We start from the raw sequence: 15,270 nt of genomic DNA on the forward strand, positions 1-15,270 counted from the left end.
CAGTAACAGACCTGTTAAAAGAGAAATAAGGATGATTAAAGAGAGATAGACGTGGCGCTATCGAGCGCAGCGCGACGACGTTTTTCCGCGCTAAGCTGCTCAAGCTTGCTGCGGTCCACGCAAAACAGCGCATGAGTCGGGCAGGCTTCCATACAGGCTGGGCCAGCTTCGCGGTGGTAGCAGAGGTCACACTTGTTGGCTTCCGCTTTTTCCGCTCGCACTTTAAGGCCCGCGCCGCTGTCGCGAACGACCGGACGCACTACCACTTCCATCGCGCCGTAAGGGCAGGCCACCACGCAGGTTTTGCAACCAATGCAGCGTTCCTGCATCACGTGAATAAAGCCTTTGTCGCGACTGATAGCACCGTTCGGGCAGACGTTAGCGCACGGGGCGTCTTCGCACTGACGGCAGGCGGTAGCGGTAGATACATTCACGCCTTTGATAACGTGAATACGGGGCAGGAAAGATTGCGGCGTCAGCGCGGCGCAGTTCTGATCTTCCTGGTGGGACACCACGCATGCGACTTCGCATGTCCGGCAGCCAATACATTTACTCGCATCAGCAATGATGAAACGGTTCATCAACTTCTCCAGCAATGACAGTGAATTCGCGGGAGAATGCATTATTCGAGCCAACTTTTATTTGACTGTTTTTAAAGGGGATTTTTTGGCGGATGATGAAGGATAAGCTGTCATCGTCACTTATGACGATGACAGCTGACGACGCTAAGCGTGCGGCCCTGGAACGATGGACTCACGCTCAATCAGTTCACCCGGAAAGGTTTGCTGATATTTAAAGTCCCCGCCGTCGAGCATGAAAATAAGGCGATGAATGGTCTCTTTGATCATTTCCGTGACCGGAATACGCACGCTGGAGAGCGCGGGAACCATATAAGGCGCGAGGGTTATGTCATCAAAACCCAGCACCGAAACCTGCTGCGGCACGTTTATTCCGTGGACGTGCAGGCGCTTAATTGCCCCCACCGCCATATCGTCATTGCTGGCGACCAGTGCGCTAAAGCTGACCTGCCGCTCACGCAGCGTATCCACCCCGGCGGCACCGGTTGCGGGCGTCCACTTTCCTTCAACAATCAGTTCGTTGCGTACCGCAATACCGTGCTTCGTTAGCGCATCTTTATAGCCAGAAAGACGCTCAATGCCGGTCGGCGAATCGAGCGAACCGGTAATAAACGCAATATCGCGATGGCCGAGGCTGATTAATCGCTCCACCGCGTTCTGGCTGGCGGATTTTTGATCGCAGTAAACGCAGTGGCTGCTATTTCGCCGCAATCGACGGTTGATGACTAATATCGGCTGCTGCTGTTGCTGAATAATGTCGTCAATATCGTCGACGCTCAGAAAACGGGGATAAATAATAATGCCGTCGCAGCGCAGGTCGAGCAGATACTGAATCGCCTCACGTTCTTCCTGGGCGCTGTGCTTACCGTCCGCCAGAATCAGGCGTCGCCCCTGGTCTTCCGTCATACTCGCCGCATGGAACAGCAGCTCGCTGAAATAGACCCCGTGATAAAGCGTGTTGGTCACCACCAGCCCCAGGGTCTGCGTCTTTTTGGTCGCCAGATTACGCGCCAGCAGATTGGGCCGATAGCCGCTCTCTTCGACGGCCAGAAACACCCGGTCCTTCGTCTCCTGACTGACATAACCGTTGCCCGATAGCACCCGGGATACGGTGGCTTTCGACACGCCCGCCCGTCGCGCTACCTCCAGCATTGTCGTCATATTCATACCCTTGAGAAATCATTTGCCAGCAGTGTACTGCACCGTTTCGTTATTTACAGCACCCGCCGATGCGTGCGCTTTTTGCTCAACGGACATTCCTGTGATCGATTTCACGAATTAACCAAAAACAAAAATTAGATCTTGATGTAACAAAATTAACACATGAATATTATGTGGAACCGGTTTCCTATACAACGTTTCATAACCCCGACTACATCGGGCGATAAGCGATAAGTACCCTACTGATAAAACAGGATTTTCCGATGTCTAAAAACTATGCGGCTCTGGCGCAATCCGTGGTGGGCGCGCTCGGCGGCGTGGAGAACATCTCCGCCGTCACGCACTGCATGACCCGTCTGCGCTTCGTACTGAAAGATGAAACGCAGGTCGACAGCGCCAGCCTTAAGGGCATCAGCGGCGTACTGGGCGTGGTGCGTAACGACAACCAGTGCCAGGTGATTATCGGCAACACCGTCTCCCAGGCCTATCGCGAGGTGGTGAACCTGCTGCCGAGCAACCTGCAGCCTGCCGCCCCGGTCGGAAAACCGAAGCTCACTTTACGCCGCATTGGCGCCGGGATCCTCGACGCGCTGATCGGCACCATGTCGCCGTTGATCCCAGCAATTATCGGTGGATCGATGGTCAAGCTGCTGGCGATGATCCTCGAGATGACCGGCGTGCTGCCAAAAGGCGCGCCGACGCTCACCATTCTGACGGTGATCGGCGACGGCGCGTTCTTCTTCCTGCCGCTGATGGTGGCTGCCTCCGCGGCGGTGAAATTCAAAACCAATATGTCGCTGGCGATTGCTATCGCCGGGGTACTGGTGCACCCGAGCTTTATTGAGCTGATGGCGAAAGCCGCCCAGGGCGAGCACGTCGAATTTGCCTATATTCCGGTGACGGCGGTCAAGTACACCTACACGGTTATCCCGGCGCTGGTGATGACCTGGTGCCTCTCCTACATTGAACGCTGGGTCGACAAAATCACCCCGGCGGTGACCAAAAACTTCCTTAAGCCGATGCTTATTGTGCTGATTGCCGCACCGCTGGCGATCCTGCTGATCGGCCCGATTGGCATCTGGATCGGTAGCGCCATCTCCGCGCTGGTGTACACCATTCACGGCTATCTAGGCTGGCTGTCGGTCGCCATTATGGGCGCGCTGTGGCCGCTGCTGGTGATGACCGGGATGCACCGCGTCTTTACGCCAACCATCATTCAGACCATCGCCGAAACCGGCAAAGAAGGCATGGTCATGCCGTCGGAAATCGGTGCCAACCTGTCGCTCGGCGGTTCGTCACTGGCGGTGGCGTGGAAAACCAAAAACCCGGAGCTGCGCCAGACCGCGCTGGCGGCTGCCGCTTCCGCGATTCTGGCCGGGATTTCCGAACCGGCGCTTTATGGTGTCGCCATCCGCCTCAAACGCCCGCTGATTGCCAGCCTGGTAAGTGGCTTTATCTGCGGCGGTATTGCCGGTGCTGTCGGGCTTGCCAGCCACTCCATGGCCGCGCCGGGGCTATTCACCAGCGTGCAGTTCTTCGACCCGGCTAACCCAATGACTATCGTTTGGGTGTTTGGGGTCATGGCGCTGGCGGTGGTGCTCTCCTTTGTGCTGACGCTGATTCTTGGTTTTGAAGATATTCCCGTCGAAGAGGCTGCCGTTGAGGCACGTAAACGTCAGGCCGCTACGCCTGCCGCTACTGTGACGGCACGAATTTCATAAATTTTTAGCGAGGTAACGCATGTCGACATTTCCGCAAGGGTTTCTCTGGGGCGGCGCCATTGCCGCCAACCAGGCCGAAGGGGCTTATCTTGAGGGCGGCAAAGGGCTGACCACCGTGGATATGATTCCGCACGGCGCGAACCGCCTGCCGGTGAAGCTGGGGCAAGAGAAGCGCTTTACGCTGCGCGACGATGAGTTCTATCCGAGCCATCAGGCGATCGATTTTTATCATCGCTACAAAGAAGATATTGCGCTGATGGCGGAGATGGGTTTTACCGTTTTCCGCACCTCGATTGCCTGGAGCCGTCTCTACCCGAACGGTGACGAACTGACGCCAAACGAAGCGGGCATCGCCTTCTACCGCGACCTGTTCCGCGAGTGCCAGAAGTACGGCATTGAGCCGCTGGTGACGCTGTGCCACTTCGACGTACCGATGCATCTGGTCACCGAATACGGTTCATGGCGCAACCGTAAAATGGTCGATTTCTTTGCCCGTTACGCCCGCACCTGCTTTGAGGCGTTCGACGGACTGGTGAAATACTGGCTGACCTTCAACGAAATCAACATCATGCTGCACAGCCCGTTCTCCGGCGCAGGGCTGGTGTTTGAAGACGGCGAAAACCAGGATCAGGTGAAGTACCAGGCCGCGCACCACGAGCTGGTCGCCAGCTCGCTGGCAACGAAAATCGCCCATGAGGTGAACCCGCAGAACCAGGTCGGCTGCATGTTGGCGGGCGGTAACTTCTATCCTTACTCCTGCAAGCCAGAAGACGTGTGGGCGGCGCTGGAGAAAGACCGCGAGAACCTGTTCTTTATCGACGTGCAGGCGCGCGGCAGCTATCCGGCCTACTCGGCGCGGGTTTTCCGCGAGAAAGACGTGACGATCGCTAAAGAAGCGGGCGACGATGAAATCCTCAAGCACACCGTCGACTTTGTCTCGTTCAGCTACTACGCCTCGCGCTGCGCATCGGCGGAGATGAACGCCAACAACACCAATGCGGCAAACATTGTGAAGTCGCTGAAAAATCCGTACATCGAGGCCAGCGAATGGGGCTGGGGCATCGACCCGCTCGGCCTGCGCATCACCATGAATATGATGTACGACCGTTATCAGAAGCCGCTGTTTCTGGTGGAAAACGGCCTCGGCGCGAAAGACGTGGTCAACGCGGACGGGCAGATTGATGATGATTACCGCATCAGCTATCTGCGCGAGCATATTCGGGCGATGGGTGAAGCCATTGAAGACGGGATTCCGGTTATCGGCTACACCACCTGGGGCTGTATCGATCTCGTGGCAGCGTCGACCGGCGAGATGAGCAAGCGCTACGGATTTGTCTACGTTGACCGCGATGATGCGGGCAACGGCACGCTGGCGCGCACGCGTAAGAAGTCGTTCTGGTGGTATAAGAAAGTGATTGCCAGCAACGGGCAAGATTTGGCGTAAAAGTCACTCTCTGGCTCAATGCATGAGATTGCACCACCTCCTATTTTTATGGGAGGTGTGGCATCATAGCGTGCAGAACACATTGAATTCAGGGGTAATGAGTGTGAAACCGGTAACGCTGTACGATGTTGCAGACCATGCGGGGGTCTCCTATCAGACCGTCTCTCGCGTCGTGAATCAGGCTCGCCACGTTTCCGCCAAAACCCGTGAAAAAGTCGAAGCCGCAATGGCTGAGCTGAATTACATCCCCAACCGCGTTGCGCAGCAATTGGCGGGGAAACAGACGCCGCTCATCGGCGTTGCAACCACTAACCTCGCGCTGCATGCACCGTCTCAGATTGTCGCGGCGATTAAATCCCGCGCCGACAGTTCGGGTGCCAGCGTGGTCATCGCCATGGTGGAACGTAACGGCGTGGAAGCCTGTAAAGCGGCAGTACATAATCTGCTGACGCAGCGGGTAACCGGTTTGATCGTTAACTATCCGCTCGATGAAAATGACGCTATTGAGGTTGCAGCAAGCTGTGGCAACGTGCCGGTACTTTTTCTTGATGTTTCTGATACCTCTCCCATTAACAGCGTGATTTTCTCTCACGATGATGGCGCACGTTTGGGGGTTGAGCATCTGGTGGAGCATGGGCATAAACGCATTGCGCTACTAGCCGGGCCGAACTCATCAATCTCCGCGCGGCTGAGACTCGCGGGTTGGCATAAATATATGACGCAATACCATCTGCAGCCGGTTGCCGAAACGGAAGGTGACTGGAGTGCGATGTCCGGTTTTCAGCAAACCTTGCAGATGCTTAATAACGGCACCATGCCAACCGCTATGCTGGTCGCGAACGATCAGATGGCGCTCGGCGCGATGCGGGCCATCAGCGAATTCGGTCTGCGCGTAGCGAGCGACATCTCCATTATTGGCTATGATGATACCGAGGATAGCGCCTGCTATATTCCGCCGCTAACCACCATCAGACAGGATTTCTCGCTGCTTGGAAAAACGAGCGTAGACAAGCTGCTACAGCTATCTGCCGACGAACCCGCCGCGAACAATCAGCTACTGCCGGTATCGCTGATTCAACGCAAGACCGTTTGTCCTCCCACTGCCCATGCGGCTTCCCCTGAAGCATTGGCCAATTCACTCATCCAGATAGCACGGCAGATCTCTCAGCTCTCACCCAAAATGTGAGCGAGTGAAATTGTGTGAGTTAGCTCACTCATTGCTCATCTCATCCTTTACAGAAAGAACGCTACGCCCCTATTTTAACAAAAATTGTGAGCGGATAACAATTTCGATAAGGATACAGATATGTCCCTGAACACCGATTCACTCGCCGCCGTACTACACCGTCGCGACTGGGAAAACCCTGGCGTAACGCAGCTCAACCGTCTGGAAGCGCATCCTCCTTTTTACAGCTGGCGAAATGCCGATGATGCTCACGCCGGACGAGACTCTTCACAAAAGCGCAGCCTGAACGGACAATGGAAATTTAGCTGGTTTGCCTCTCCTGAAGCGGTTCCGGAAAGCTGGCTGGCGAGCGATCTGCCTCAGGCGGATACCATCAACGTCCCATCTAACTGGCAGATGGACGGCTATGATGCGCCGATTTATACCAACGTGGCGTACCCTATTCCGGTTAATCCGCCGTTTGTGCCAGCAGAGAATCCCACGGGTTGTTACTCGCTCACATTTTGTATTGACGATGCCTGGCTTCAGCAAGGCCAAACGAGGGTCATCTTTGACGGCGTGAACTCGGCGTTCCATCTGTGGTGTAACGGACGCTGGGTGGGCTACGGGCAGGACAGCCGTCTACCGTCTGAATTCGACCTCAGCGATTATCTGCGTAGCGGTGAAAACCGTCTGGCGGTACTGGTGCTACGCTGGAGCGATGGCAGCTATCTGGAAGACCAGGACATGTGGCGGATGAGTGGGATTTTCCGCGATGTATCAATACTCCATAAGCCCGCCACCCAAATCAGCGACCTGCAAATAAATACCCGTTTTAACGACGACTTTAGCCGTGCCGTTCTGGAAACGCAGGTCCGGGTCGCGGGTGAGCTGCACGATAATTTACGCGTGACGGTGCAGCTGTGGGATAACGAAACGTTAATTGGTGAAAATACCGCCGCGTTGGGCAGTGACATTATTGACGAGCGCGGAGCTTATCAGGACCGGGTAACCCTGCGTCTGAACGTCAAAGAACCGGCGCTGTGGAGCGCGGAAACGCCAAATCTGTATCGTGCCGTGGCGCAATTACACACCGTCGACGGCACGCTGATAGAAGCTGAGGCCAGCGATGTCGGCTTCCGTCAGGTCAGCATTGAAAATGGTCTGCTGCTGTTGAACGGCAAACCGCTGCTGATTCGCGGCACCAACCGCCATGAGCATCACCCGGTCAACGGTCAGGTGATGGACGAGGCAACGATGGTGCAGGATATCGTGCTGATGAAGCAAAATAACTTTAACGCCGTGCGCTGCTCTCACTATCCGAACCATCCGCTGTGGTACACATTGTGCGACCGCTACGGCCTGTACGTGGTGGATGAAGCTAATATTGAGACGCACGGAATGGTGCCGATGAATCGCCTGACCGACGATCCGGCATGGTTACCGGCCATGAGCCAGCGCGTGACGCGCATGGTGCAGCGCGATCGCAACCATCCAAGCATCATTATCTGGTCGCTGGGCAATGAGTCCGGTCATGGTACCAACCACGATGCCCTGTACCGCTGGCTGAAGTCAGAAGACCCTTCCCGCCCGGTGCAGTATGAAGGCGGCGGCGCAGACTCTGCTGCCACCGACATCATCTGCCCGATGTACGCCCGTGTTGATCAGGATCAACCCTTCCCCGCAGTGCCAAAATGGTCAATCAAAAAATGGCTGTCATTACCCGGAGAGCAACGTCCGCTGATCCTCTGCGAATATGCCCACGCCATGGGGAACAGCTTCGGCGGTTTTGCCAAATACTGGCAGGCGTTCCGTCAATATCCGCGCCTGCAGGGCGGCTTTGTCTGGGACTGGGTGGATCAATCGTTGATCAAATACGATGAGAACGGTAACGCCTGGTCAGCATACGGCGGCGATTTTGGTGATACGCCAAACGATCGGCAGTTCTGCATGAACGGGCTAGTGTTCGCCGATCGTACGCCACACCCGGCGCTATATGAAGCCAAACACGAGCAGCAGTTTTTCCAGTTTGCTCTGTTGCCGGGAGACAAATGTCAGATTGAAGTTGTCAGCGAATACCTGTTCCGCCACAGCGATAACGAAGTGCTGCACTGGTCGCTGGCGCTGGACGGCAAACCGTTGGCTTCAGGCGTGACGACGCTGGATATTCCACCGCAGGGTCGGCAGGTCATTACCCTACCAGAACGTCCGCAACAGGCACATGAGGGTGAACTGTGGCTGACGGTTCGCGTCGAACAACCGCAGGCAACCGCATGGTCAGAGGCAGGGCATATTTGCGCATGGCAGCAGTGGAAAGTGGGCGAGAAGCTCGGCACGCCGCTGCCAAAATCCGCCAGCCGCACGCCTGAGCTCACCGCCAGCGAGGGCGAATACCGTATCACCGTCGGCAATAAATGCTGGGTGTTCAGCCGCCATGCTGGCCTGCTCACGCAGTATTCGATTGGCGAAGAAGCGCAGCTGTTGACCCCGCTCATCGATCAATTTACCCGCGCGCCGTTGGACAACGATATCGGCGTGAGCGAGTCAACCCGCATTGATCCTAATGCCTGGGTAGAACGCTGGAAAGCTGCCGGTCACTATCAGCTTGAGGCTACCTTACTGCAATGTGAGGCGGACGCACTGGCAAGCGCGGTGCTGATAACCACCGCGCACGCGTGGCAGTACCGCGGAGAGACGCTGTTTGTCAGCCGCAAAACGTACCGCATTGACGGCCAGGGCGAGATGCACATCAGCGTGGACGTTGAGGTTGCCAGTGGGACCCCGCATCCGGCACGCATCGGCCTGAGCTGTCAGCTTGCGCAAGTGGCGGATCGGGTCAACTGGTTGGGATTAGGCCCACATGAAAACTACCCAGACCGGCTTTCTTCTGCCTGCGTCGATCGTTGGGATCTGCCGCTGGATGCCATGTACACCCCTTATGTTTTCCCAAGCGAAAACGGCCTGCGCTGCCACACTCGCGAACTGAGCTATGGCCCGCACTGCTGGCGCGGTGATTTCCAGTTCAACATTAGCCGCTACGGTCAGAAGCAGCTAATGGAGACCAGTCACCGCCATCTGCTACAACCTGAAGCGGGAACCTGGCTCAATATTGATGGCTTCCATATGGGCGTGGGCGGAGACGACTCCTGGAGCCCTTCTGTTTCTCCGGAATACCAACTGAGCGCCGGATGCTACCACTACCAGTTGGTCTGGGGTTAAACATAATTATCTGGCAGGTTAACGCCTGCCAGCTTTCTTCGAAAGGAAGTCCATCATGTATTATTTAAAAAATACTAATTTCTGGATGTTTGGCTTTTTCTTCTTCTTTTATTTTTTCATTATGGGTGCCTATTTCCCTTTCTTCCCGATCTGGTTACACGATATAAACCATATCAGCAAAGGGGATACCGGTATTATCTTCGCCTGTATTTCACTGTTCTCACTGCTATTCCAGCCTATTTTCGGTTTACTTTCCGATAAGCTCGGCCTGCGTAAACATCTGCTATGGGTGATTACCGGAATGCTGGTGATGTTTGCCCCATTCTTTATTTACGTCTTCGGTCCATTATTACAGGCCAATATTCTGCTGGGTTCGATTGTCGGCGGGATTTACCTTGGCTTTATTTACAATGCCGGTGCCCCTGCGATTGAAGCCTATATTGAAAAGGCAAGTCGCCGAAGCAACTTCGAATTTGGCCGCGCGCGCATGTTCGGCTGCGTGGGCTGGGCGCTGTGCGCCTCGATTGCCGGAATTATGTTTAACATCAATAACCAGTTTGTCTTCTGGCTGGGCTCCGGCTGCGCAGTCATTCTGGCCCTGCTGCTGTTCTTTTCAAAAACGGAGGTTCCTTCTTCCGCACAGGTTGCAGACGCGGTAGGCGCCAACCACTCGGCCTTCAGCCTTAAGCTGGCTCTGGAACTGTTCAAGCAGCCGAAGCTCTGGTTCCTTTCACTGTACGTAGTCGGTGTCTCCTGTACCTATGACGTATTTGACCAACAGTTTGCCAACTTCTTCACCTCGTTCTTTGCCACCGGTGAACAGGGTACCCGCGTGTTTGGCTACGTCACCACCATGGGGGAATTGCTCAACGCCTGCATCATGTTCTTTGCGCCGCTGATTGTGAATCGCATCGGCGGTAAAAACGCCCTGCTGCTGGCGGGGACGATTATGTCGGTGCGGATTATCGGCTCCTCATTCGCCACCTCTGCGCTGGAAGTCGTTATCCTCAAAACGCTGCATATGTTTGAGATACCGTTCCTGATAGTCGGCTGCTTTAAATACATCACCAGCCAGTTTGAGGTGCGTTTCTCCGCAACGATTTATCTGGTGTGCTTCTGTTTCTTCAAACAGCTGGCAATGATTTTTATGTCCGTACTGGCGGGCAACATGTACGAGAGCATTGGTTTCCAGGGGGCTTATCTGGTTCTGGGGATGATTGCGCTGAGCTTCACGGCCATCTCGATATTTACCCTTAGCGGGGCAAAGCCGTTCTCCCATTATCTCGCAAAAAATAGCCAATAAAATCAGGATGAAATAACGCTAATGAACATTCCGATGAGAGAGAGAATAAAATCAGGCATGCTGTTCACGGATATGTGTGAAGGGTTACCAGAAGAGAGACTGCGCGGCAAAGAATTAATGTATGACTTTAATAACACCCGCCCGTCCGAAGAAAAAAAGAGAATTGAGCTCATTTATAAAATGTTCGGTAAAGTGGGAAAAAATCCGTGGATTGAACCACCCATTCGCTTCGCCTACGGCAGTAATATTTTTATAGGTGACTGTTTTTATGCCAATTTCAACTTCACCATTGTTGACGATCACACGGTGACGATTGGTGATAATGTCCTGATCGCCCCTAACGTTACGATTTCGGTAACTGGACACCCGGTCCACCATGAATTGAGGGAAAAAGGCGAGATGTTTTCTTTCCCGGTGACGATAGAAAACAATGTGTGGATCGGCAGCAACGTGGTTATCAATCCGGGAGTCACAATTGGAGAAAACAGCGTTATCGGTGCTGGCAGCGTTGTCACGAAAGATATTCCCGCAAATGTCGTTGCGGCGGGCGTACCATGCAAAGTTATCAGAGAAATAACCGACCGGGATAAAGCGTATTACTATAAAGATTTTAAAGCCGAAGCGGCAGGTTAATTACGTCTACGCCTAAGCTACCTATAGGTATAAATCATCTCTTACACGGCCTCTTGAGACGGCGTTCGCTCAAGAGGCCTTTTTTCTGACGAAGATAAGCTACTCTTCATCCTCAACCGCTAACGGTTCAAACCCGCCGCACCCCTGCCACCCGTCAAGACGCTGATAAACCACCTCAACCGCGTCTTTAATCGCCTGAGTCATTGGGTAATAAAAACCCACAATATCCGGCTGAATGCCAAGGAAAATCACCTCACCCACGTCGTCTTTCAGCTGATCGACCAGGTAGTTCAGCGGCATATTGTGGGTGGTCATCATAAACATCTCAGCGATATCGTCCGGGTCGATAATACGTATTTCACCCGGGTTCAGCCCCATATCGGTAGCATCAACAATCAGCAGGCGAGCCGGGTTCAACTCGCGGATCGCCACAATATCGTTTTCCGGCGCGCTGCCGCCGTCAATCACGACCCACGCCCCTTTCGGCTGGGCTGCACACATTTCTGCAAGTAGAGGGCCAGCGCCATCGTCGCCCATCATGCTGTTGCCGACACAGAGTAAAACGTCAGTCATGGTCATTCCTCAATCGTAAAATCAGTCGCGCAGGCGGCGCACCATCAGATAGATGGCGCTCTCCTGATGAATGGCGTGCAGCATATTGAGCATCAATTGGCTCCACTCTTTTTGCTGCGGCGTTTGTGACGCCCGCGCTTTATCAAACGCGTTCGCCAGCATCGACACATGGTTGCTGTCGATGACAATCTCGCCGTACTTCGGCACGCCTTCCATTTTGCGTCGCGCTGTACTGTCCGCTTCCAGCGTAGCAATCCACGCCAGATACGCATCCCACGGACAGGTCAGCGCGGCTTCGAGACAGTCGATGACCCCGAGGTGGTGGCCAATCGCCAGGCTGTAATAGACAACCTGCTGCGCCTCGGAAGGCGTGGCATCGTTCTCATCAATAAATTTACGGCTCAGTTGACTGAACACCACCTGTTCGCTCATCGAATACGTGCCTCTTCTACTACGTGGTTAAGCTGCGTGACGATTTCCGTCAGACGCGGATCGTTTTCTGTGGCCAGCCACTGCTGAACCTGGGTGTCCCCCTGGCCCAAGTGCAGCATATAGTCGTCGGCAATCTGGCGACCATAGCGGTAGCCCGCCAGGCGGCGCGCGGCGCGGTCAACCTGCACACGCAGCGGCTGAACCATATCCGGGTGCAGAATTTCAGCCGGCTGCGCGTCCAGTTCACTTGGCGCACGAGCGTGGATTTTCTGCTCCAGCAGACCCAGCGCCATGGCGAAACCGTACAGCGTTGCCGCAGGCGTTGGTGGGCAGCCCGGAATGTAAACGTCTACCGGCACGATTTTGTCGGTGCCGCCCCAGACGCAGTACAGGTCGTGGAAGATCCCACCGCTGTTACCGCAAGCGCCGTAGGATATACAGATTTTCGGGTCTGGCGCGGACTGCCAGGCGCGCAGCGCCGGAGAACGCATGGCGCGGGTCACCGCGCCGGTAAACAGCAGAATGTCGGCATGACGCGGTGACGGCACCACTTTAATGCCGAAACGTTCGGCGTCGAACAACGGTGAAAGCGTGGCAAAGATTTCGATTTCACAGCCGTTACAGCCGCCGCAGTCCACGCGGTATACGTAGGCGGAACGCTTGATGTTTTTCAGCAGCGACGCCTTCATGCTGGCGATAGATTCTTCTACCGTCATCGGCACCGGCATGCCGTTGTCGTCGCGTGGCCCTATTAAGTTGCTCATCAGATGGCCTCTTTCATGTGGCGAGTCAGGTCAATACGGTCGGAAGGCACCAAACATTTCTGACGCTTACATTCCGGGCAGGTCTCAAAGCTTTCGCGGTGGTTTTCCGCGCGGCTGTCGCCGTTGTGCTTGAGCAGCGCAATGGCGTAATCAATCTCTTTTTGCACCGCAAATGGACGGTTGCAGACGCGGCAGTTGCAGATATCAAAACGGGACTGCTGCAAGAAATCTTCTTTCTTCCACACCGCCAGTTCGTACTCCTGCGATAGCTTAATCGCCGCCGTCGGGCACACTTCTTCGCAGCGGCCGCAAAAGATGCAGCGGCCGAGGTTGAACTGCCACGCCAGCTGGTTGCTGACGCGGTCGGTTTCCACCGTCAGCGCGTTCGACGGGCACGCGTTCACGCACGCCGCGCAGCCGATGCACTGCTGCGGATTGTGTTCCGGTTTGCCGCGGAAGTTTTTATCAACCGGCATCGGTTCCAGCGGATAGGACGATGTCGTAGTGCCGGTTTTGATGACTTTTTTGATAAAGGTAAACATGACGATTCCTTATTTCAGCGGCGAGTTCTTACGTTCGATGCTGTAGCGCTCAAGTTCTTTGTACGGCACGACCTTGCTCTTCTTCTTACGCACATCGACCACGGTCATACGGTCGGTACAGGAGTAGCAAGGGTCGAGGCTACCGATAATCAGCGGCGCATCGGAAACGGTGTTGCCGCGCAGCATATAGCGCAGGGTTGGCCAGTTGGCGTAGGTCGCCGCACGGCAGCGCCAGCGGTACAGCTTCTGGTTGTCGCCGGTCATGCTCCAGTGGATATCGTCACCGCGAGGCGCTTCCGAGAAGCCCAGCGCGAAGCGGTTTGGAATGTAGGTGAACCCTTCCACCGCAAGCGGGCCGCCAGGCAGGTTATCGAGGCCGTAATCAATCATGTTCAGCGCGGTGAACACCTCGTTGATACGCACTTTCAGGCGGGAGATAACGTCGCAGCCCTGCTCGCTATGCACTTCCATCGGCAGCAGACCGTAGCCCACGAACGGGTGATCGGCGCGGGTGTCACGGGCGTGACCGCTGGCGCGAACCATCGGGCCGACGTTACTGAAGTCACGGGCGATTTCCGGATCCAGGCGGCCGATACCGACGGTGCGCTGTTCCATGTTCGGGGTGCTCAACAGAATATCCACCAGGTCCTGCACGTCACGGCGCATCTGCTGCGCCAGTTGACGGGTCTGGATCATGTCGTCTTTCAGGAAGTCACGACGGATACCGCCAATCAGGTTCAGGCCGTAGGTTTTACGCGCGCCGGTCAGGATTTCCGCCATTTTCATGGAGGCTTCACGAACGCGGAAGAACTGCATAAAGCCGGAGTCGAAGCCGGTGAAGTGGCACGCCAGGCCGAGGTTCAGCAGGTGCGAGTGCAGACGCTCAACTTCCAACAGAATCGCACGAATCATCTGCGCACGTTCCGGTACCACGATGCCCATCGCGTTCTCGACGGAGGTGGTATACGCGGTGCTGTGGGCAAAGCCGCAGATGCCGCACACGCGGTCAGACAAGAACGTCACTTCGTTATAACCCATGCGGGTTTCCGCCAGTTTTTCCATGCCGCGGTGGACATAGAACAGACGGTAGTCGGCGTCGATGATGTTCTCGCCGTCAACGAACAGGCGGAAGTGGCCCGGTTCATCGGAAGTAACGTGCAGCGGGCCAATTGGCACCACGTTGTTTTTCCTGGTACCCAGCTCGTTGATGAACTCGTAGGTTTCGGCATCGGTGGTCGGTGCCGGGCGCTGACGGTAGTCCATACTGTCTTTACGCAACGGGTACAGCTCGTCCGGCCAATCATCCGGCAGCACCAGACGACGTTCGTCGGGCAGGCCCACCGGGCGCAGACCGTACATGTCACGCACTTCACGCTCGCCCCAGACCGCCGCCGGAACGCGCGGCGTTACGGACGGGTATTCAAGGGTGTTAGGGTCAACTTCAACGCGCACGGTAATCCAGCACTTGGTGCCTTTTTCCATCGACAGCACGTAGTAGACCGCATAGTGTCCGTTCAGTTTACGTTCATCGTTGCCGAACAGTACCGACAGCCAGCCGCCCTGCTGGTAGTAAAGAAACTCGACGACTTCCGGCAGGTAGTTCACCTTCACGGTAATCGTTAACTGGTCTTTGGTCTGCCAGGCTTCGTCCAGCACCACGCCCGGGAAGGCCTGGTGCAGCGCAGCGAGGTAGTGTTGACCCACTTTTTCTTCAGACATGCTCAAAACTCTCTTA

At 55.4% G+C, this 15,270-nt stretch carries 13 protein-coding genes; 6 read left to right on the forward strand and 7 right to left on the reverse strand.

Going from position 1 to position 15,270, the window contains the following annotated elements; all coding sequences use genetic code 11:
• Positions 1–35: 35 nt before the first annotated feature.
• Positions 36–581, reverse strand: a complete 546-nt coding sequence (hydN, locus tag GKAS_RS05640; RefSeq protein ID WP_035892555.1) for an electron transport protein HydN — start codon at positions 579–581, stop codon at positions 36–38.
• Positions 582–725: 144 nt separating this feature from the next.
• Positions 726–1,739, reverse strand: a complete 1,014-nt coding sequence (locus GKAS_RS05645) for a LacI family DNA-binding transcriptional regulator (protein ID WP_035892556.1) — start codon at positions 1,737–1,739, stop codon at positions 726–728.
• A gap of 263 nt (positions 1,740–2,002) precedes the next feature.
• On the opposite strand from GKAS_RS05645, the gene ascF reads away from it, so the two are divergent.
• From ascF to lacA, 6 genes are all read left to right on the forward strand, one after another.
• Entirely contained in the window at positions 2,003–3,460 is a 1,458-nt protein-coding gene (gene ascF / locus GKAS_RS05650; RefSeq protein WP_035892558.1) for a PTS cellobiose/arbutin/salicin transporter subunit IIBC, read from the forward strand.
• A gap of 19 nt (positions 3,461–3,479) precedes the next feature.
• Positions 3,480–4,904: a 6-phospho-beta-glucosidase gene (locus GKAS_RS05655; protein WP_035892559.1), complete on the forward strand. Its 1,425-nt coding sequence runs from the start codon at positions 3,480–3,482 to the stop codon at positions 4,902–4,904.
• A gap of 103 nt (positions 4,905–5,007) precedes the next feature.
• Complete coding sequence (locus GKAS_RS05660) at positions 5,008–6,090, forward strand: LacI family DNA-binding transcriptional regulator (RefSeq protein ID WP_035892601.1); 1,083 nt, start codon at positions 5,008–5,010, stop codon at positions 6,088–6,090.
• Positions 6,091–6,210: 120 nt separating this feature from the next.
• The gene (locus GKAS_RS05665; protein WP_035892560.1) at positions 6,211–9,288 is read left to right on the forward strand and encodes a beta-galactosidase; all 3,078 of its coding nucleotides are present in this window, start codon (positions 6,211–6,213) and stop codon (positions 9,286–9,288) included.
• 55 nt (positions 9,289–9,343) lie between these two features.
• On the forward strand, positions 9,344–10,591 hold the full coding sequence (locus GKAS_RS05670; RefSeq protein ID WP_035892561.1) for an MFS transporter: 1,248 nt from the start codon (positions 9,344–9,346) through the stop codon (positions 10,589–10,591).
• A gap of 21 nt (positions 10,592–10,612) precedes the next feature.
• Positions 10,613–11,224 (forward strand): galactoside O-acetyltransferase, encoded by a 612-nt coding sequence (gene lacA / locus GKAS_RS05675; protein WP_035892562.1) that lies wholly within the window; start codon positions 10,613–10,615, stop codon positions 11,222–11,224.
• A 99-nt stretch (positions 11,225–11,323) separates the two neighbouring features.
• On the opposite strand, the gene hycI is transcribed toward lacA, so the two are convergent.
• From hycI to hycE, 5 genes are read right to left on the reverse strand one after another with little or no spacing between them, the layout of a single operon-like run.
• The gene (hycI, locus tag GKAS_RS05680; protein ID WP_035892563.1) at positions 11,324–11,797 is read right to left on the reverse strand and encodes a hydrogenase maturation peptidase HycI; all 474 of its coding nucleotides are present in this window, start codon (positions 11,795–11,797) and stop codon (positions 11,324–11,326) included.
• Between the two features lie 21 nt (positions 11,798–11,818).
• Positions 11,819–12,229, reverse strand: coding sequence for a formate hydrogenlyase maturation HycH family protein (locus GKAS_RS05685; protein WP_035892564.1), 411 nt, complete (start codon positions 12,227–12,229; stop codon positions 11,819–11,821).
• Positions 12,226–12,993 carry an NADH-quinone oxidoreductase subunit B family protein gene (locus GKAS_RS05690; RefSeq protein WP_035892565.1) on the reverse strand — a complete coding sequence of 256 codons (768 nt, stop codon included), beginning with the start codon at positions 12,991–12,993 and terminating at the stop codon, positions 12,226–12,228. The genes GKAS_RS05685 and GKAS_RS05690 overlap by 4 nt, the downstream gene beginning before the upstream one ends.
• Positions 12,993–13,535, reverse strand: a complete 543-nt coding sequence (locus GKAS_RS05695; protein WP_035892566.1) for a formate hydrogenlyase complex iron-sulfur subunit — start codon at positions 13,533–13,535, stop codon at positions 12,993–12,995. The genes GKAS_RS05690 and GKAS_RS05695 overlap by 1 nt, the downstream gene beginning before the upstream one ends.
• Before the next feature lie 9 nt (positions 13,536–13,544).
• The gene (gene hycE / locus GKAS_RS05700) at positions 13,545–15,254 is read right to left on the reverse strand and encodes a formate hydrogenlyase subunit HycE (RefSeq protein ID WP_035892567.1); all 1,710 of its coding nucleotides are present in this window, start codon (positions 15,252–15,254) and stop codon (positions 13,545–13,547) included.
• Positions 15,255–15,270: the final 16 nt, after the last annotated feature.

Origin of the sequence: Kluyvera ascorbata ATCC 33433 (assembly GCF_000735365.1) — a bacterium.
GTDB classification, from domain to species: domain Bacteria; phylum Pseudomonadota; class Gammaproteobacteria; order Enterobacterales; family Enterobacteriaceae; genus Kluyvera; species Kluyvera ascorbata.